Origin of the sequence: Streptomyces sp. NPDC057543 (genome assembly GCF_042801895.1) — a bacterium.
Lineage (GTDB): Bacteria > Actinomycetota > Actinomycetes > Streptomycetales > Streptomycetaceae > Streptomyces.
Map to the genome: position 1 here is coordinate 1 of NZ_JBHVFF010000174.1, position 18,284 is coordinate 18,284.

Genomic DNA, 18,284 nt, shown 5'->3' on the forward strand with positions numbered 1-18,284 from the left:
GACCGGCCCTACCGGTCCGTCGGACGGGCAGGGCCGGTGGGCTACCGGTCCCCGGGCCGCAGACAGGGCGCCTCCTCGGCCGCGTCGACGGGCCGGACACCGGGCGCCGGTCCCTCGGCCGCGCTCCCGCCCCCGTCGCCTGCCACCGGTCCGCGGGCTGAACTTCCGCCCCCGCCGCGTGCCACCGTTCCGTCGGCCGCACTTGCGCCGCGAGGCTCCTCCACCCGGGCCGCCAGCTCCCCGGCCCAGTCGATCAGTCCGTCGACCCCGATCCCATGGGGCCGGGTAGCACCGAACGCCGTGAGCGCCGCCGCGCCCCGCCGCAACAACCGGGCCCCGCCCGTCGCATTGCCCCGGGCCGCATGCGTCAGCCCGACAGCCAGCTGCGCAAGCCCCCGCCACAACTCCCGTTCCGCCACCGGCCCCGACTTCCACGCGTCCTCGAACACCTCGTGCGCGTGGAACGGCATCCCCGCGTCCAGTAGTCGCTGCGCCTCCCGCAGGGTCTCCTCGGGGGTACGGACCACCCCCTCCGGCTGCCGCTCCACTCCCGGTGTCCCGTACGGCAGCGGGCGTCCCAGCCCGTCACGGGGACGCGCATTGCGCGCCCGGCCCTCCGCGTCGCGATCCCTGCGAGTCTCGTCCACCCCTCGATTGTGCCCCGCACCTGCGGTGAACTGCCCGAACCACTGTCCGCGGACCCCCGCGCGCGACTAGTGTCGACAGGCATCCGCACCACTTTGGGGAGGGTAGGGATGAAGCCGTCCCGGCCGCTGTACGAGCGCGAACCGGAACTCGCCGCTGCCGCACACGCCGTGGCCGCCCTGTGCGGCACCCAGGCAGTCGGCGGGCTGCTCGTCTTCAGCGGCGAGGCGGGCATCGGCAAAACGGCACTGCTCGCCGAGATCCGGGCCATGGCCGCCGACCGCTGCTCGGTCTGCTCCGCACGCGGCGGCGAAACGGTCACATCCGTACCGTTCCACGTCGTACGCCAGCTGCTGCAGCCCGCCCTCGACCAGTTCCCGCCCGACGAGGTGCGGACCCTGTTCGGGCCCTGGTACGAGATCGCCGCGCCCGCACTCGGACTCGCCGAACCGAGCGGTCCCCAGCCGGATCCGCAAGGTGTACGGGACGGCCTCGACTTCGTCGTCTCCCGGCTCGCGTCCCGGCTGAGCCACCGCCCGCTGCTGCTCGTCATCGACGACGCTCACTGGGCGGACGGCGAATCCCTCGCCTGGCTGGCCTCGTTCACCGCCCGCCTCGCCGAACTGCCCGTCCTGGTCGTCCAGGCCCACCGGCCGGAGGAACTGGCGGCGCGGCAGGAGGAGAGCGGATCGGGCGGCGCCAACGCCTCCCAGGTCCGGGTGGCCCTGCGCGCCCTCACCCCGGACGCCACCGCGGAACTGGTCCGCGCGGCCGTCGGCGAACACGCCGACGACCCGTTCTGCCGCGAGGTGTGGGCCGTCACCGGAGGCAACCCCTACGAGGCGGTCGAACTCGTCGCCAAGGTCCAGGACCGCGAACTGGTGCCGCTGGAGGAGTCGGCCGGGCTGCTGCGCGAACTCGGCGCGTCCGCCCGCGGCAGCGGCCTCGTCGCCCGGCTCGAACGGCTCGGCACCAATGCCACCCGGTTCGCCTGGGCCGCCGCCGTCCTCGGCACGGACATCTCGCAGGATCTCGCCGCCACCCTTGCCGGAATGAGCCCCGCCGAGGCCGCCGACTGTACGGCGCGGCTGCGCGAAGCCCGTATCGTCACCGGCTTCGACCCGCTGGAGTTCGTCCACCCGCTGATCGCCACCGCGGTATACCGCTCCATCCCGTCGGCCACCCGCACCGCCTTCCACGGCCGGGCGGCGTGGGCGATCACCCGCGCGGGCCTCGGCCCCGCGGCGGCCTCCCGCCACCTCCTCGAAGTGCACCCGGACAACGACCAGGAACTGGTCGGGCAACTTCGCGAAGCAGCCAGACAACACCTCGCGGTCGGTGCCCCGGAGGCCGCCCGCCGCTGCCTCGAACGGGCCCTGGAAGAACCCCCGAGCCAACGCGTCACGGCCACCCTGCTGTACGAACTGGGCTGCGCCACCCTCCTCAGCTCGCCCGCCACCACCGTCCAGCATCTGCGCGCCGCCCTGGACATGCCCGGGCTCTCCGACGACCAGCGCGTCGACGCCACCTACCGGCTCGCAGCCGCGCATTCCCACAACAACCAGCTGAAGGAAGCGGTGCGTGCCCTCGCCGCGGAGGCCGCGCGCACCGCCCCGGGCCCCGGCCTGATGCGGCTCCAGGCCGCCCACTTCCTCTGGGAGGGCATGCAGGCGTTCGAGGACGACGGACCCGCCCGCTCCGACCGGCTCGCCCGGAACGCCGACCATCTGTCCGGCCGCGACAACGCCGAACGAGCCCTGCTCACCATTCGCGCCTTCGACGCCATGATGCGCGGCGAGAACTCCCAGCTCGTCGTCGACCTCTGCGAACGCGCCCTGGTCGACGGCCATCCCGCACGCGGGCTCGGCTGGACCGATACGGAGTGGGGCTTCGAACTCCCGACGCTCGTCGGCATCACCTACGCCTTCACCGACCAGCTCGACCGGGCCGAGGAACTGTTCGGCGAGGCCGTCCGTGCCTTCGAGATCTCCGGCTGGAGCGGTGCGCACCTGGCGTTCGCGCACACCCTGCTCGGCCTGGTCCACCGCCGTCGCGGCCGGCTCGCCGAGGCGGAGGGCTTCCTCCGCGAAGGACTGCGGCTCGCCGACCGTGTCGGCAGCGGACTGCCCGTCCACTGGGACGCGGCCTGCCTGCTCATCGACACCCTGGTCGCCCGCGGCCGGGTCACCGAGGCCCGCCATATCGCCGACCGCTACGACTTCGGCTCGCCCTACCCCAGCGCGATGGTGCTGCCCGACGCCCCGTGCGTACGCGGCCGGCTGCTGCTGGCCGAAGGCCGTACGAAGGAAGCGGTCACCGAACTCGAAGCGGCCGGTCGGGCCCTCGAACCCCGCGGCAGGTTCAACGGAGTATGGGCTCCCTGGGCGGGCGACCTCGCCCGCGCCCTGGCCGAGGAGGACCCGGACCGCGCCGCCCAACTCGCCGCCTCGGCCCGGGCACATGCCGAACGCTTCGGTACGGACACCGCGATCGGCGAGGCCCTGCGCTGTGTCTCCCTGTTCGCCCGCTCCGAGGAAGCCACGCATCTGCTCGCCGAGTCGGTCCGTCATCTGGAGGCGTCCCCGTCCGCGTACGAACACGCCCTGGCCCTCGTCGACTACGGCATCGCGGTCCGCTCCCCGCGTGAACTCGCCAGGGCGCACAAACTGGCCACCGCATGCGGCGCCGAATCCCTGGCAAACCGCGCCCACCAGGCACGGGCGTCGATCAGGGCCGCGGAGTGAGGTAATGTTTGTCCTGCGCGGCCACCCGGGAACACCGGGAGGAATCGCATCGGGACGTGGCGCAGCTTGGTAGCGCACTTGACTGGGGGTCAAGGGGTCGCAGGTTCAAATCCTGTCGTCCCGACTTGTGTTTTTACAGGTCGCAGGCGGTATCGGAGAAATCCGGTACCGCCTTTCCGTGTTTCTCGGGGACCAGTTGGGGACCACGGGGTCCAGCGGCGCCGTCCTGCTGCCGGCTGGACGGCGAGGGTGAGGGGTGTGCGGATGGGGTTGAGGTGTGCGGTGAGGGCGTGGCCGGCGTCGGTGATCTGGGCCATGTCGGGGCGGAGGTAGCGCTGGTCGTGAGGAGGGAGCCGTGGCCGGCGATTTTGCGCAGGCCGTGGGCGGGGACGCCGATGTCGGCGAACCAGGTGAGTCCTGTGTGCCGGTGGTCGTGGCGGCGCAGGTGTTCGTAGCCGAGCTTGGTGACCACGTCGTCCCGGGTGGGTCGCGTCGCGCAGGACCGCAGTGGAGATTCCCGCCATCTCCACAATTTCCATGTGAGGCGAAGGCCTCGCGGTGCTGGTGGCAGCACCTTCGCCGTGTTCGGCGCTGATACCGGCGAGGCGGTCTGTTGCGCGCTGTGGTTCTCCGGGATGCTCCTGTGGCATGAGGAGACCCTTGAGAGACGTAGTGTCCCGTCAGCGTGTCTGGATCTGGCCCGCCCTGATCGGGCTCACCGCCACGCTCACCTGGAGTTCCCCGGCCGGGGCGGACGGCGACCGGTCCGGGCTGCCGGAAGCCATCGAGACGATTCTGGGCGATGCCCGGATGGAAGGCGGCGCCGCGAGCGTGGTGATCGCCGACGCCGCCAGCGGCGATGTGCTGTACGAGCGGCAGCCGACCGGGCGGCTGACGCCCGCCTCCAACACCAAGCTGACGACCGCGGCCGCCGCCCTGGAGCTGCTCGGGCCCGACTACCGGTTCACCACCGACGCGCTCGCCGACGGCAAGCGGAGCGGATCCGTGCTGCACGGGGATCTGTATCTGCGCGGCACCGGCGACCCGACCACGCTCGCCGCAGACTACGACCGGCTGGCCGCCGACGTCGCCGCGGCCGGAATCAAGCGGGTCACCGGGCGGCTCGTCGCCGACGACACCCGGTTCGACAGCGAGCGGCTCGGCACCTCCTGGGCGGCCGACGACGAATCGGCGTACTACTCCGCGCAGATCTCCCCGCTCAATGTCGCCCCCGACACCGACTACGACGCCGGCACCGTCGTCGTCGAGGCGGCGCCGGGCGCGAAGCCCGGAGACACGCCGAAGGTGACGCTCACGCCGAAGACCGACTACGTCGATGTGGAGTTGCGGGCCACCACCGTGGCGCGGGACGGCACCGACACCCTGTCCGTCGCGCGGGAGCACGGCGGCAACACCATCACCGTCAGCGGCGACATCCCCGTGGGCGGCGCCCCCACCAAGGAATGGATCAGCGTCTGGGAGCCCACCGGGTACGCGGCCGCGGTCTTCCGGGACGCGCTCACCGCACACGGCGTACGCGTCGACGACGGCACCCGTCTCGGTCGGGCCACGCCGAAGGGCGCCGAGCAACTCGCCGCGCACCGGTCGATGCCGCTCAAGGACCTCCTCGTGCCCTTCATGAAGCTGTCGAACAACATGCATGCCGAGGTGCTGACCAAGACCATCGGCTACGAGAAGTCCGGGCACGGCACCTGGAGCGCGGGCCTCGACGGCATCTCCGGCTATCTGAAGAGCGCGGGCGTCGACCCCGGGACACTGCGACAGGTCGACGGATCCGGCCTGTCGCGGATGAACGCCTTCCCCGCCCGGCAATTGGCCGGACTCCTGCTGTCCGTACGGGACGAGCCCTGGTACGACGACTGGTACGCGTCGCTGCCCGTGGCCTGCGAGCCGGACCGGTTCGTCGGCGGGACCTTGCGCTCCCGCATGTGCGACACGCCCGCGGCCCGCAACGCGCGCGGAAAGACCGGATCGCTCACCGGCGCGTCCGCACTCTCCGGATACGTCACCGACGCCGGCGGCCGCGAGCTCGTCTACAGCGTCATCCTCAACAACTACCTGGCCTCGTCCGTGAAGAGCGTCGAGGACGCGATCGTGGTGACGCTCGCCTCGTCCGACGAGGACCGTGCCGTGCTCGTGCGGCCACGCGCGGAGCGCGCCGCCGAACAGGACGCGGGCCTGGAGTGCTCCTGGGTCAAGCCCCGGCGCTGCTAGTACTGCCACCGCACTCGACGAATCGCCGCAGGTCGCGTGGAGGTGCGCCTCTCTCCGGGGGGTGACGCGCCACCAGTTTCACGGGTCGCTGACCTGCTCATTCGCCATCGAGTCGAGCGTGCGACCGGAACCAGTCGTTGACTCCTCTCAGTGACTGGTGACCGCGGCACCCCGTCTGACCTGTGGCGACGCGATGAGTGCGATTGCTTCGACCTTCCTGCCAAATTGCCCGCCCGACTTCCGGGGGCACCTCATCCTTCCGTCCGCCGCATCCAGCCTCGCTCGACTCCCGGTATTTCTGGCAGTGCTTCAACCGCCCCGCGACGTCTGGCGTGGCCGTAGGACAATGTTCGGCCAGCTGTACCCGTTAGGCTGGGTACAGCTGGCTCTTGGCCACAGCCATGCGGCGCGTTGACGCTGCACGGGTGCGGGCGGTCAGATGTGTTGCGCCACGAAATCGGCGACCCGCGTGCCGAGTTGCTGGCCTGCCCGGTTGTCGATGGAGGTGTGCTGGCCGGACCATATCCGGCTGAGCCACGCTTCGGTGGCGGCGCGTTGGAAGCCGGTGAAGGTTCGGGTGACGCCCTTCGACGTCACCACGAGGTGGTGCTGTGCACCGTAGAGCCTGGTGAGCGTCGTTGCCGCCGCCTGGCTGAGAGCGCCGTGGGCGGCGGGGTAGGACGGATCCGGGGCGGTCGGCAGCAGGGGGGTCCAGTTGGGATCGCCGACGATGCGCGGGTTGTAGTGCGTACCACCGAGCCGGAGGGCTGTCACGGGCCGCCATACGCGGTAGGCGTACTTGGCGTCGTACATCGCGATCGCGGTGTCGGCGAGGGACAGGTTGAGCTGGGCGAAGACCTTCACCGCCTTCTCCAGGCTTGCGTGCTGGGAGGTGACGAGGTCCTGTGCGACCTGATTCCAGACGTTCCAGACGGGCGCTGCCGCCCAGAACTTCCCGGCTGCGGTCTGATCGGGGGTGCGGGTGGTACTGGTCTTGCTCCCCAGGCTCTTGACCTCATTCAAGGCTGTGGCGTACTCGGCGGTGCTGACGGCCGGCGGCGGCGCCGGGCGGAACTGGCTTCCCTTGGCCAGCACGAACGGCTTGACCGAGCCCCAGTTGGTGAACACCGGTGCGGGGAAGTCGGGCGGTGCGGGCCGGTAGCCGCCGGCCACGTTGCCGGGACTGAACGGCGGCGGCTTGGTCGAGGACCCGTCATGGGATCGCAGGCTGATCAGTCGGCGGGCGACCTCGGCTCCCACGCGAATGCCCGCCTGCTTACCGGGGTCGCTGGGAATCGCGGACAACTGGCTGCTCAGCCGTCGGTCCACGCTTGCGCGCTTGGCCGGGTACAGGGCCACCAGCACATCGTGGGCTGCTTGGTCCGCTGCTGCGTCCGCACGGGCGCCTCGCGGCGCCGACACCGAGAACAAGTAGGCAGGGCCGGCCCGGGTGACCGATACCACCGCGTCGTACTCGGCGGCCTGAAGGAGCGCGAAGCTGCGCGTGGGGTGGATGGTGGGCGGTTGGGCCTTCGGATCGCTCAGGACGGTGATGAGCTCACGGTTCCACTCCACGACCGACATCCCGGAGGGCTGGGCGGCGGCGCGCAGGGTTGGGGAGTGAGCAGGTGTGGTGTCGGTGGGCCCGAGGGCCAGGCCGGTGAGTCCGGCTGTCAGCGCAGTTCCGGTCAGTGCAGCGAGTATCTTGTGCTTTCCGTCCATATGCTGTGGCTCCCTGTGGTGGGTGGTGGGCTGGGGCAACCGGTGGCCGTACGTTTCGACCACGTGGGCCACTTCGGGCCAGACGGTCAACGGGCACCACTGAGCGAGAGGGGAGTCCGCAGCGTGTGCCGCAAAGAAGTACTCCGGGCGCCTGCTCCGGAGTTCGACCGGGACATGAAGCCGGTTCCGTCTGCCTGAGTCCCGTGCTGGGGCGGTCGTTGGAGTATCGCGACTGGACTCACCGGCGTACCGGCCCTTGAGGCGGCACGCGCCACCCGCACCCATGTTTCGAGGGGTTGACCGGGCGCGAGTGGCCCTGCAACCTGATCACCTCTTTGCGTCATCAAGGCCGCTTGCCAGATACAGCCTGCGGGTTCCCGAAGCACGCCGCAACTCCGGTCTGTGGTCATCTGCCTACAGTCGGCTGCGCCGGTTGCTGGTCGGTGCCCGACGAGCCCGCCTTTCGCACTGGTACGGCGGCGAGGTCGAAGCGCCGCCACTGTCCACGCTGATCTCCCTTCACCCTGTGTGATAGACCGCAAGCGTCGCGGGTGTCGTGGCACCTTCGGGTCACCACCCGTCTTGATCAAGTCAATCTCCTGGGGCCCGATCGAGGCGTGCGTGCCCGCCTGCAGGGCTTGGTATCCAGACGGACAGTCCGAGCGGCTCTCGCCGTCATCTCCCGGACGCGGCGGAAACTCAGCGGCCGTCCCAACTCCTTGCAATGGGGCAGGAATACGGGTGCACACCCGGTGTCCGGCGCGACAACGGAGTTGTGTCGCGGCGGTGAAGGCAAGTTCGTTCAGGGGTCGGCGGATTCCTTTGCGGCGAGGCGGCGTTCGGGCGACTTCCAGGCTCATGCAGCCGGCACGGGCCGAAGGCCGCCGACAGTGCTCACGACTGCCAGGAAGGTGATCGACGGACCGCCGGCCACGACCCGCTGAGTGGGGTTCGGGCCGTCGTCCCTCCGATGGCGCCCCCACCCCTCTACGCTGGGACATGTCACCCTTAACAGCTCAAACGTGTACGAAGAGGTGCGATGCCCCATGGGAGGCATGATGAGCCAGCAGCCGGTCCTCCTGCCCTATGCCGACCCGGCCTTCGTGGCGGATCCCTTTCCGCTCTACCGACAACTGCGCGATGACGGCCCGGTAAGGCGCGCCGTCATCGCGGGAGGGCTGGAAGCCTGGGTGGTCACGCGGTACGAAGACGGTCTCATGGCGTTGTCCCACCCGCAGCTGAGCAGCGATGTCCGCGATGCGTCGGATCCCCGGCTCATCGAGCGGCTGCCGGCCGCCGACCAGGAGTCCGCGCTGCGCAACATGCTGCGTACCGACCCGCCCGACCACACCCGCCTGCGCCGCCTGGTCTCCAAGGCGTTCACCGCGCGCAGGGTGGCGGAGCTGCGGCCCCGCGTCCAGGAGATCGCCGACCGACTGCTCGACGAGATCGTGCCGGCTGGTCGTGCCGACCTCGTCGAGAGCTTCGCGCTGCCGCTCCCGGTCACCGTGATCAGCGAACTGCTCGGGGTGCCCGTGGCCGACCGGTACGACTTCCAGCGGTGGACCGACGACATGATCCTCCGAGGGGCCGAGCCACCGGACCGGGCCCGGGTGGACGGAGCGTGGCAGCACATGCGCGCCTACCTGACCGGACTCCTGGAGACCAAGCGGGCCCACCCCGGTGACGACCTGCTCGGCGCGCTGATCGTCGCCCGGGACGAGGAGCAGCGGCTGGACGAGAACGAGCTGATCGCCATGGCCTTCCTGCTGCTCGTCGCGGGATACATCACCACGGTCAACCTGATCGGCAGCGGTATCGCCGCGCTGCTCGCCCACCCCGACCAGCTGCGGATGCTGCGCGACGATCCGGCGCTGCTGCCGGGCGCGATCGAGGAGTTCCTGCGCTACGACGGACCGGTCAACCCCGGCATCGCCCGGTTCGCGCGCGAGGACGTCACGATTGCCGGGGTGGACATCCCGCGCGGCGCGACCGTGCTGGTGGCCTCGGCCATCGCCGACCGCGACCCGGAACACTTTCCCGAGCCCGACCGCCTCGACATCACCCGGCAGGACAACGCCCACCTCGCCTTCGGGCACGGCATCCACTACTGCCTGGGCGCGCCGCTGGCCCGGCTGGAGGGCCAGATCGCCATCGGCACCGCCCTGCGCCGGCTGCCCCGTCTCACCCTGGCCGTGCCGCCCGAGGAGCTGCGGTGGCGGCCGGGCGGGCTGCGCGGCCCCGAACACCTGCCCGTCACCTTCACCGCAGGCGCCCGGGATTAGTAGGGTCTGTCCGGCGGATCACGGTCGGGGTCGCGATGCCTGGCACGGCACCTGGCGGCGTTGCCGAAACGCCCGAACAGCTCCGCTGTCAAGACGCTCCGGCGCCTTGCGATGCACCGCACCGGACGCCGCGCCCTGTCCGCCCCTGATCTGCCGGACAGACCCCCGGCGCACACCGTCGGCGCCGGCGGTGTGCGTGCGCCGGTGCCCCCGTTCACCGCGATCGGGCGAGCCGGAATCCGAGGTCGTCGATGCGGAAGGTCGGGTGACTCTTGCGGCGGCACGAGGCCCGGCATCCTCGGGGGCGGTCGTAGCCGCCTCCGCCACGGAACACGCGGTACGGGCCGTAGACCGCGGGATCGTAGACGTCCCAGCACCACTCCCACACGTTGCCGATCATGTCGTAGAGACCCCACGCGTTCGGCGCCCTGGTCGCGACGTCGTGCACCGCGCCGCCGGAGTTCCCGCGGTGCCAGGCGATCTCGTCCAGCTCCCCGTAGCGGTCGCCGGAGGTCCCGGCCCGGCACGCGTACTCCCACTCCGCCTCGGACGGGAGGCGGTAGCCGTCGGCCGCCCAGTCGCAGACCACGTCCTGCCCGTCGACATCGTCACCGACCGAGTAGCAGGGTTCGAGTCCCGTCGCCCGCGAAAGCAGATTGCAGAATTGAACGGCGTCCTTCCAGGAGACCTCCGTCACCGGCGTCCGCAGCCCCGCCGAGCCCACGGGCGCCTCGCCCCGCACGGCGCGATACAGCTCACGGGTCACGGGATACGGCGCCAGCCGGAAGGCCCCGACCTCAGCCTTCCAGTTCGTCCTCGTGCCCTCGTCCCGCAGGACGATCTCCCCGGCAGGGATGTTCTTCATGCCCAAGGTACTGAGGTCTCGGAGTAAGGAATCAGGGCTCATCGCAGCTCCTCATGTGGTCCGGCGCACCAGGCCGACGCTGCTGACCCATCAGTACCGCTGGAGGTCGGTCGGTCCATGCCGCCGGACTTTCGGACAGGTGACGATTATGCCCGTGGGACGTACCAGCGCCTGGCCGTGCTCGCCAACGGCAGACCGGCAGCGATCGCACCGGCCCCAGAACACTCTGGGCAGACATATAGGGATATTTGGGGTGATACGTTCAAGCCTGAGAGCCCGGTGAAGGAGCGACAGGGAGCAGAGGTGAAGGAGAGCCGGCGCAGAGCGGCATGGGCGGGCTGGCTGCTCGTTGTGCCGGCCCTGGTGGCGGGCGTACTGCTGAACCTGCTCGCGCCGCAGCCTTACACGGGGCTGCCCCTGCTGGCCGCGGCGCCGCTGATCGCCGGGGCGATGCTGCCGTTCCGGGCCTGCGCCCTCGTAGCGAGCCTCGCCTGCGCGGTCTCGTTGTCGCTGGATGTCTTCCGGGGGCGTTCCGCGTCGGCGAGCCTCGTCGACGTCGCCGTGATCGGGCTCATCGGGGTTCTGGCCCTTGGGGTCAATCTGCTGTTGCGGCGTCAAGGGAGGGACCTGGCCCGGGCGCGGGTCATCGCTGAGGCGGTGCAGCTGGCGGTTCTCCCGGACCCGCCTTCCCGGGCCGGGCCGCTGGCCGTCGCCGCCGGATACACCGCCGCGCAGGTCGAGGCCAGAATCGGCGGCGACCTCTTCGCCGTGCAGGAGACGCCCTACGGTGTGCGCATGATCATCGGGGACGTGAAGGGCAAGGGGCTCCAGGCAGTCGCATCGGTCTCGGTCGCGATCGGCGCGTTCCGGCAGGAGGCCGAGAACGCCCCCACTCTGGTCGAGCTGGCCCAGCGCCTGGACGACGCGCTGAGCAGGGAGTCGAGCCGGTGCGGGAACGCGACGTACGGCGAGGACTTCACCACAGCCGTGCTGGCCGAAGTGCCCGGCGACGGTGAGCTGCTGCGTCTGGTCAACCGCGGTCACCCGGGCCCGTACCTGATCCACGACGGCGTGATCGAACGGCTCGACGCCACCCGCCCGCAGCTGCCTCTGGGCATGGGACTGGGGGCGCTCGCGGCACTGGACCACGACGAACTCACCGATGTCGTCCGGCTGCCGTCCGGCGCACTGCTGCTCTTGATCACCGACGGTGTCACCGAGGCGCGCAACCGGACGGGCACCTTCTACGACCCCTGCGCGTCCACCACGCTCAGCGGTGCCCGCTCCATGGAACCCGGCGACCTGGTCCGGGCGGTGACCGCGGACGTCGCACGCTGGACCGGCGACGGCCATCAGGACGACATGGCCATTCTCGCCGTCGCCCGGCGCGGCGGCCATCGGATCGATCGGGACCAGTCCGGCCGAGCGTGAGGGTTGCGGGGAAGCGTGTGGACGCGTAGCGCAGTGGGTGTCATGATCACGCGGGCGTCCGGCGCGGGTCCGGTGCGCAGGGAGGGACCATGAAGATCTACGTCGTCATACCTCTTGTTCTGCTCGCGTTGCTCATCGCCGCCTCCGGCACAGCGGCGATCACCCGTGGCTGGGTGATTCCCAGCAACCGGCGACCGGTCCGCCGCCCGCGCCTGTACGGCTGGGGCCAGTTGATGGGTGCCTTCTCCCTGTGCTGGCAGATGTTCTTCTTGCTCGTGCTCAACGATCCCGACATCCTCGATCCCGGCATCCGAGGGTGGGGGTCCCTGCCAGGCGGCGCGCTTCTGCTGACCGGCCTCATCATGATGATGGTGAGCCGGCGCACGGGTGGTGATCGGCGGGGCAGTGGCACGCCCTGAGGGGGCGTCCCGTTGGCTGGTCGCGGGTCGCGCCCGCTCCGTCGCCGGTGGCCGTCACCATGGCGCTCACCCCACGGTGGACGTCACGACTGCCTCGCCTTCCGCTTCGGCCGTCAGGCGGTGAGCCGCAGCGAGGTCGCCGAGATGCCGAGCCGTACGGTCTGGCCGCATGTCAGTTGCAGTGCGTCCGCCTCCATTCCATCGCCGAAGGCAACCAACCGGTCGCACTCGACGGCGAGCTTCAGCCCTTGCCCGTGCCGTAGTTCGCCCGCGACCAGCGAGGTGCCGGTCGTGGGCGACGGCCAGGCCTCGCGGACGAACCAGAGCAGTCGCGGGTCGGTGGGGTCCGGGAGCCGCAGGGTGCTGTGGCGTTCCTGCCACAGTGAGCGGAGCCAGCCCGTGGCGCCGGTGCCCGTGCCGACCAGGACGCCGGACGAGGCCTGCGGTTCGGCGGGTGCGTCATCGGGTGCGTCGGGGCCGAGCCGGTAGCGGGCGGTCTGGTGGCCGGGCGGGCCCAGATAGATCTCGTTGAGGGCGAGGAGGCGCTGGGTGTCGTCGGCGACGGCCTCGACCATGGTGAGTTCGTCCGCCGGGCCGCCGGGGGACGCGGCCACCCGGAGCAGGGCGGCCGCGTCGGACGGCCGGTGGCGTACGAGTACGCCCGGATTGCGTCCGGGGTCGGTATCGATGCCGACGACGGGCTGGCCGGACAGATACTTGGCGGCGTTGGCGACCAGCCCGTCCTGTCCTACGACGACCACCACGTCCTCGGGCGCGAACAGGAAACGGTCGAGATCGGTGCGCTCCACCCGGGACTGCCGCCACTGGAGCGGTACGGCCGCCGCGACATCGGCGAGCGCCTGCCGGGTGTGCTGGTGCCGCCGGGCCACCTCGTCGATGGACCGGCCGCGGCTGGAGAGGAAGAACGCGGCCTGTCCGTGGGTGCCGTGCCGGGCCAGCAACTCCTCGTACTCCGTGGCGCGGTGGACCAGGACCGCGCGCGGGGCGAGGCTCATGCCCGGGGCTCCGGGGCGGCCCGGCCGAGCTTGCTGAGCAGGCCCGTGAGGACGTCGGGGGAGACGGTGAGGCTGTCGATGCGCGGCAGGTTCTCGGCCAGGGTGGTCGCTGCCAGGGCGTGCAGGGTCGCGGCGTCCACGTCGCCGTGCACCCGCAGCCAGGCCGCCTGGGCCTCCGCGCGTGCGGCGCCGACCTCGCGTGCCGCTTCGGCCTCGGCGCGTGCCAGCCGCACCTTTCGGGCCGCCTCGGCCTCGGCGCGTACCCCGTCGGCCGCCGCGTTCTCCTCGGCCTCGCGGCGGGTGTTGGTGCCCCGCTGCTCGACCAACTGCTCCTCGCGGCGCGCCAGTTCGATTCGGCTGGCCAACTCGTTCTCGGCGATGACCCGTTCCCGCTCCACGGCCACGGCACGGCGCTCGTAGGTGGCCCGGTCGGCCTCCTGCTGGATCTGCTCACGGGCGGGGGTGCGCAGGGCCCGCTCCACCTCGGCCTCGGGGCGGACGGCGACGATCCGCACAGCGACCACGTCGATACCGGTGGCGGGAAGCCGGGGTTCGGCGGCGAGCCCCGTCGCGACCCGGTGGCGTACCGATGTGACACCGTCGACCAGTGCCTCGGCCAGCGCCGTCCGGGCCAGCACGTCCAGCGTGTGCTGCTGGGCTGTCTCGGTGAGCAGCGTGGCGATCTGCTCCAGCGGCGCGCCGCGCCAGACCCCGGTGTCCGGGTCCACGGAGAAGTCGAGGCGGGCGGCGGCCTCGGCCGGGTCGCTGATCCGGTACGTCACGGTGGCCTGCACGGTGACGTCCTGGAAGTCGGAGGTGCGGGCGTGGAAGGCCATCGCCAACTCACGGTCGTTGACCGGCACTTCGGAGAGCGCGGCAGTCAGGGACCGGTACCAGAAGCTCAGTCCCGGTCCGTCGTGGGCGAGCCGGCCACGCTTGTGGTGGCGGATGTGGGCGGTGGGTGCGGAGCGCAGATGGCGCCAGCCGAAGCGCCTGGTGATGTCGGCCATACCGGGATCCCCCTCATTCTCGTCATGAGGACGATAAGGGGAGTCGCTCAATATCGTCAAGAGGACGAGAATGATCGCTTGTGCGTCGCCCGTCTTCGGTGCCCCGTCGCGTCATCACCCGCCACTGCCGACCTCGACCGCCGTCGCTCACACCAGGCCGGGACGGCAACGAAACACGGACGGCCGGTGGCTCCCGAAGGAGTCACCGGCCGCCCGGGTGGTACGCCGCCCCCGTCCCCACGGTGCGGCGCGAGCGGGTCGTCGTCATCCGCTCGGACGGCGACCCACGTTTCTCGGGACTACGACGCGGGCGCGTCCAGCCCAAGTGCGGGAAGGACGGCGCTCTCCACGAAGCGGGTGAGATAGGCCTCGTCCGCGTACGTCCCTTCCAGTAGCGGCCTGGCGCGCATGACGCCCAGCAGCTGCGCGGAGACGAACTCCGCTGCAGGGGTGCCCGCCGGAATCTCGCCGCGCTCCGCGCCGCGCCGGACCATCGCATCGATCGCCGCGATCTCCGGCACGATCAGCGCCTCGCGCAGCGCGCACAGCAGCTCGGGGCTCTGCAGCGCGGCATGGCTGAGCGCGTGCATCAGCGGAGTGTCGCGGCGCGCGGCCGTGCCGATGGCCCGGGCCGCCTCGCGCAGATCCCCCGCCAGCGTGCCGGTGTCGATCTTCGGCAGCAGCACTCGCCGGGTGCCGTGCAGCGCGGCCACGACCAGTTCGGGCTTCGATCCCCACTGCCGGTAGAGCGTGGACTTGCCGCAGCGCGTTCGAGAGGCGACCCCCTCCATGGTCAGTGCGTCGTAGCCGGACTCTCTCAGGATGTCGAGCACGGCCGCGTACAGCTCCTGCGCCCGCTCAGGCGTGATCTTCGAGCGGCTTGGCGTATGTGCCTGTTCCTGCGCGGTTTCCTGCGGCGACATGTGCTTTCCCTCTCAGCGACTCTGCGACGAGGTCCATCGATACGCCAGTGTACCGAAACGCACGTGTACCGATACGTTCGCGTATCGCTACACTGTCGTATCGATATGGCATGGGCTGGACCGTGCCGCCGCAACACCGTTTCGTCAGCAAAGGGGCACCGGATGAGGTACGCCGGTAGCGAGCCCGCAGATCGGGAGCCGGACAGTTCTGCCCGACCGCCCCTCGTCCGCGAGCTACTTCTCGTCGTGGGACTCTTCGTGATCTACAAGCTCGGCCGGCAGGCCGCGACCGGTCACGTCGAGGAGGCATACCGCAACGCCGGAAACGTCTGGGACTTCGAACGGTCCGTGCACCTGCCGGGCGAGGACGCGGTACAGAGCCTGCTGCTGCACAACGAGACGCTGATCCGCCTCGCGAACACCTACTACGCGACCGTGCACTTCCCGGCCACGCTGCTCTTCCTGGTGTGGCTGTACTGGCGCCGCCCGCGCCACTACGTATGGTCGCGCCGCGTCCTCGCCGCGCTCACCGGTGCCGCGCTCGTCCTCCACCTGCTGTTCCCGCTCGCCCCGCCGCGGCTGCTGACCGCCGCCGGACTCGTCGACACGGGCCAGGTGTACGGGCCGACGGTGTACGGAGCGAGGCCGGCGACCGACTCGATGGCGAACCAGTTCGCCGCGATGCCCTCGCTGCACTTCGGCTGGGCGGTGATGGTCGCCGTGGGGCTGATCGTCGCCACCCGCACCCGGTGGCGCTGGCTGTGGCTGCTGCACCCGCTCGTCACCCTGCTGGTGATAGTCGGCACGGCCAACCACTACTGGCTCGACTCGATCGTGGTCTCCGCGCTCCTCGCCCTGGCGTTCGCGGCGTTGCCGCTCCGGCGCACAGAGCCGGTACGCGCACACGTTCCATGGCGGTCCTCGGCGAGTGCGCCAGCGCCGGCGGCTGTACCCCGGCCCGCCGAGCCCGTCGCGTCGACCGCCTACGCCGCACCGCGTGCCCACCCCGCGTCCTCGTACGCCTCGTCCGGGACCAGGCAATGAACGCCACTGCGATCGCCGTCGCGCTGTCCCTCGTCTCCGCCGCCGCGTACGCCTCGGCCGCGGTGGCGCAGGCCCGCCTCGCCGAGCGCACCGACCCCGGCGCAGGGTTCCTGAGGCTGCTCGGGCGCGGCGCCTGGTGGTGGTCGGTCGGCCTGAACGCGGGCGGTGCGCTGCTGCACGTCGCGGCCCTCAGGTACGGCCCGCTCACGCTCGTCCAGCCGCTCGGTGCCCTCACCCTGGTCGCCGCCGTCCCACTGGGAGCCAGGGCCGCAGGACGCCGGGTCACCCGGATCGAATGGCGCGGCACGATCCTCACCCTGCTGGGTCTCGGTGCCCTGCTGCTGACCGCGGGCGGCACTGCCCCCCACGAGACGCTCAGCCTCCCCGAAGCGCTGGCCGTCGGAGCCGGGACCATGGCCGTCGTCGCCGGACTCAGCCGCCCGGGAGCACGCCCCGGTCTGCGGCACGCGGCGGCGTCCGGCATCACCTCCGGTGTCGCTTCCGCGCTCACCCAGACCCTCACCGTGTCCGTCACCGACCACACCGGCCCGCTGCTCAGCTGGCGTGTGGTGATCGTCGCGGTCCTGGTCTCCGCGTTCGCGATGAGCGGGCTGCTGCTCGCCCAGACCGCCTACCGGGGCGGCCTGGGCGCGCCGCTGGCCGTCGTCACCCTTGCCAATCCGGTCGCCGCTGCGGCCATAGGCCTGGCCCTGCTCGGCGAACGGCTCCAGGGCGGCACGATCAGCCTGGTCCTGGCGCTGCTGGGCACGGCTGCGGCGGTACGCGGGGTGATCCTGCTCAGCCGCGCACAGGCGGCTGCCCCGGCCGCCATCGACCGGTCCGTGGCCCAGCCCGAGCGAGGGACCGGTTCACCGACACGGGCCGTGATCGGGAGCCGGGGACCGTTCGACCAGCCGACGCTGCACCCGGAATCGGTCCGGACCCCGGTGGGCGGGCCGTAAGGGGGCGGCGACGCCCGGCCCGTAGACGTTTCGCGAAGCCATGACGCTCGATTTTGGTCGAAGCGTCACGAAGCGCCGCCGGTTTCGCAGACTTGAGCCGCATCGATGACATCGGCGAGCCGGTGGTCCGCACATCCGCTGTCGCGGTCCACGACGTGGACCGCGACCACGGTCGGACCGCCCCGACCGCGTCGCCCGCACCCTGGCCACCCGGTCGATCAGACGCACCGCTGCCATCGCGGCCCTGACCGCCCTGAGGGGGTTGCTCGCCGCGGTCATCGGCCCCCGCACTGCGATCGCAGCCGCCGAAATCCTCCTCCTGGCAACCCCGCTGCTGCTTCCGCTCAACAGCCCGGCGGGTTCGGCTACCCGGCCTCGGCCTCGTCGTCGGCCAGTGCCCGCGTCAGCCAGCCGATCCAGAAGTTCTCCAGATCGATGCCGCCACGCAGCACCAGATGCCGCAGCCGGTCCTCCCCGGAGTTCCGCTCAGGAGGGAAGTCCCGCTGCTCGATCTCCAGATACTCCGCCAGCTGACGACGGTGCAGCGCCAGGTGCCGGCGCAGCTCCGCGTTCAGCCCGGGCGCGCCGACGACCGCTGCCGCCCGCATGCGCAGCAGCAGCGGATCCCGGATCTGCTTGGGGTCCTCCGAGCGGGCCACCCATGCGGACAGCGCCTCCCGGCCCGCGGGCAGCACCTCATACTCCTTCTTCTGCCCACGGGCGGGCTGCTTCGAGGGCAGTGCCCGGATCTGCCCGGCCTGCTCCAGCTTCCCCAGCTCGCGGTAGATCTGCTGATGCGTGGCGGACCAGAAATAGCCGATCGACCGGTCGAACCTACGGGTCAGCTCCAGCCCCGACGACGGCTTTTCGAGCAGGGCGGTGAGGATCGCATACGGCAGTGACATGGGGTGCATCCTAGGGACGGCCCGGCAGGGGCCCCATGCCGGAGGGGCCGGGCCGGCCGTGGACCCCCGGGCCGGGGG

General features: G+C 71.2%; 14 protein-coding genes and 1 tRNA gene. 8 read left to right on the top strand and 7 right to left on the bottom strand.

All coding sequences use genetic code 11. The annotated features are described in order from the left end of the window. Positions 1 to 41: 41 nt before the first annotated feature. Positions 42 to 647, bottom strand: a complete 606-nt coding sequence (locus ACFU8Q_RS26050) for a DUF309 domain-containing protein (RefSeq protein WP_384457966.1) — start codon at positions 645 to 647, stop codon at positions 42 to 44. Positions 648 to 755: 108 nt separating this feature from the next. Between ACFU8Q_RS26050 and ACFU8Q_RS26055 the strand changes: the two genes are divergently transcribed. From ACFU8Q_RS26055 to dacB, 3 genes are all read left to right on the top strand, one after another. Further along, a complete protein-coding gene (locus ACFU8Q_RS26055) occupies positions 756 to 3,389 on the top strand; it encodes an ATP-binding protein (protein WP_384457968.1) in 2,634 nt (877 codons plus the stop codon). A gap of 50 nt (positions 3,390 to 3,439) precedes the next feature. After that, a tRNA-Pro gene (locus tag ACFU8Q_RS26060) sits at positions 3,440 to 3,513 on the top strand. A gap of 524 nt (positions 3,514 to 4,037) precedes the next feature. Continuing rightward, positions 4,038 to 5,624: a D-alanyl-D-alanine carboxypeptidase/D-alanyl-D-alanine-endopeptidase gene (gene dacB, locus ACFU8Q_RS26065; protein WP_384457970.1), complete on the top strand. Its 1,587-nt coding sequence runs from the start codon at positions 4,038 to 4,040 to the stop codon at positions 5,622 to 5,624. 435 nt (positions 5,625 to 6,059) lie between these two features. On the opposite strand, the gene ACFU8Q_RS26070 is transcribed toward dacB, so the two are convergent. Beyond that, a complete protein-coding gene (locus tag ACFU8Q_RS26070; protein ID WP_384457972.1) occupies positions 6,060 to 7,346 on the bottom strand; it encodes a vanadium-dependent haloperoxidase in 1,287 nt (428 codons plus the stop codon). A gap of 1,058 nt (positions 7,347 to 8,404) precedes the next feature. On the opposite strand from ACFU8Q_RS26070, the gene ACFU8Q_RS26075 reads away from it, so the two are divergent. Beyond that, complete coding sequence (locus ACFU8Q_RS26075; RefSeq protein WP_384457992.1) at positions 8,405 to 9,631, top strand: cytochrome P450; 1,227 nt, start codon at positions 8,405 to 8,407, stop codon at positions 9,629 to 9,631. Positions 9,632 to 9,845: 214 nt separating this feature from the next. On the opposite strand, the gene ACFU8Q_RS26080 is transcribed toward ACFU8Q_RS26075, so the two are convergent. Beyond that, positions 9,846 to 10,496: a formylglycine-generating enzyme family protein gene (locus ACFU8Q_RS26080; RefSeq protein ID WP_384457974.1), complete on the bottom strand. Its 651-nt coding sequence runs from the start codon at positions 10,494 to 10,496 to the stop codon at positions 9,846 to 9,848. Positions 10,497 to 10,799: 303 nt separating this feature from the next. Here ACFU8Q_RS26080 and ACFU8Q_RS26085 point away from each other — a divergent pair, with 303 nt between their 5' ends. After that, a complete protein-coding gene (locus ACFU8Q_RS26085) occupies positions 10,800 to 11,927 on the top strand; it encodes a PP2C family protein-serine/threonine phosphatase (protein ID WP_384457976.1) in 1,128 nt (375 codons plus the stop codon). 89 nt (positions 11,928 to 12,016) lie between these two features. Next, positions 12,017 to 12,346, top strand: coding sequence for a hypothetical protein (locus ACFU8Q_RS26090; RefSeq protein WP_384457978.1), 330 nt, complete (start codon positions 12,017 to 12,019; stop codon positions 12,344 to 12,346). A gap of 113 nt (positions 12,347 to 12,459) precedes the next feature. Here ACFU8Q_RS26090 and ACFU8Q_RS26095 read toward each other — a convergent pair whose 3' ends face one another. The 3 genes from ACFU8Q_RS26095 to ACFU8Q_RS26105 form a co-directional block, all read right to left on the bottom strand. Beyond that, positions 12,460 to 13,362, bottom strand: coding sequence for a hypothetical protein (locus ACFU8Q_RS26095; protein WP_384457980.1), 903 nt, complete (start codon positions 13,360 to 13,362; stop codon positions 12,460 to 12,462). Next, positions 13,359 to 14,372, bottom strand: a complete 1,014-nt coding sequence (locus ACFU8Q_RS26100; RefSeq protein ID WP_384457982.1) for an SPFH domain-containing protein — start codon at positions 14,370 to 14,372, stop codon at positions 13,359 to 13,361. The genes ACFU8Q_RS26095 and ACFU8Q_RS26100 overlap by 4 nt, the downstream gene beginning before the upstream one ends. Positions 14,373 to 14,671: 299 nt before the next feature. After that, positions 14,672 to 15,295: a TetR/AcrR family transcriptional regulator gene (locus ACFU8Q_RS26105; protein WP_384457984.1), complete on the bottom strand. Its 624-nt coding sequence runs from the start codon at positions 15,293 to 15,295 to the stop codon at positions 14,672 to 14,674. 162 nt (positions 15,296 to 15,457) lie between these two features. On the opposite strand from ACFU8Q_RS26105, the gene ACFU8Q_RS26110 reads away from it, so the two are divergent. Beyond that, entirely contained in the window at positions 15,458 to 16,339 is an 882-nt protein-coding gene (locus ACFU8Q_RS26110) for a phosphatase PAP2 family protein (protein ID WP_384457986.1), read from the top strand. After that, positions 16,336 to 17,301 carry a DMT family transporter gene (locus ACFU8Q_RS26115; protein ID WP_384457988.1) on the top strand — a complete coding sequence of 322 codons (966 nt, stop codon included), beginning with the start codon at positions 16,336 to 16,338 and terminating at the stop codon, positions 17,299 to 17,301. The genes ACFU8Q_RS26110 and ACFU8Q_RS26115 overlap by 4 nt, the downstream gene beginning before the upstream one ends. Before the next feature lie 365 nt (positions 17,302 to 17,666). Here ACFU8Q_RS26115 and ACFU8Q_RS26120 read toward each other — a convergent pair whose 3' ends face one another. Then, positions 17,667 to 18,206, bottom strand: a complete 540-nt coding sequence (locus ACFU8Q_RS26120) for a PadR family transcriptional regulator (RefSeq protein ID WP_384457990.1) — start codon at positions 18,204 to 18,206, stop codon at positions 17,667 to 17,669. Positions 18,207 to 18,284: the final 78 nt, after the last annotated feature.

Excerpts from the sequence above, each read along its gene's own strand:
- ACFU8Q_RS26115 (WP_384457988.1), top strand. The coding sequence starts at position 16,336 with ATGAACGCCACTGCGATCGCCGTCGCGCTGTCCCTCGTCTCCGCCGCC.
- ACFU8Q_RS26095 (WP_384457980.1), bottom strand. The coding sequence starts at position 13,362 with ATGAGCCTCGCCCCGCGCGCGGTCCTGGTCCACCGCGCCACGGAGTAC.
- ACFU8Q_RS26080 (WP_384457974.1), bottom strand. The coding sequence starts at position 10,496 with ATGAAGAACATCCCTGCCGGGGAGATCGTCCTGCGGGACGAGGGCACG.
- ACFU8Q_RS26100 (WP_384457982.1), bottom strand. The coding sequence starts at position 14,372 with ATGGCCGACATCACCAGGCGCTTCGGCTGGCGCCATCTGCGCTCCGCA.
- ACFU8Q_RS26055 (WP_384457968.1), top strand. The coding sequence starts at position 756 with ATGAAGCCGTCCCGGCCGCTGTACGAGCGCGAACCGGAACTCGCCGCT.
- ACFU8Q_RS26070 (WP_384457972.1), bottom strand. The coding sequence starts at position 7,346 with ATGGACGGAAAGCACAAGATACTCGCTGCACTGACCGGAACTGCGCTG.
- ACFU8Q_RS26090 (WP_384457978.1), top strand. The coding sequence starts at position 12,017 with ATGAAGATCTACGTCGTCATACCTCTTGTTCTGCTCGCGTTGCTCATC.
- ACFU8Q_RS26075 (WP_384457992.1), top strand. The coding sequence starts at position 8,405 with ATGAGCCAGCAGCCGGTCCTCCTGCCCTATGCCGACCCGGCCTTCGTG.
- dacB (WP_384457970.1), top strand. The coding sequence starts at position 4,038 with ATGAGGAGACCCTTGAGAGACGTAGTGTCCCGTCAGCGTGTCTGGATC.
- ACFU8Q_RS26105 (WP_384457984.1), bottom strand. The coding sequence starts at position 15,295 with ATGTCGCCGCAGGAAACCGCGCAGGAACAGGCACATACGCCAAGCCGC.
- ACFU8Q_RS26110 (WP_384457986.1), top strand. The coding sequence starts at position 15,458 with ATGAGGTACGCCGGTAGCGAGCCCGCAGATCGGGAGCCGGACAGTTCT.
- ACFU8Q_RS26120 (WP_384457990.1), bottom strand. The coding sequence starts at position 18,206 with ATGTCACTGCCGTATGCGATCCTCACCGCCCTGCTCGAAAAGCCGTCG.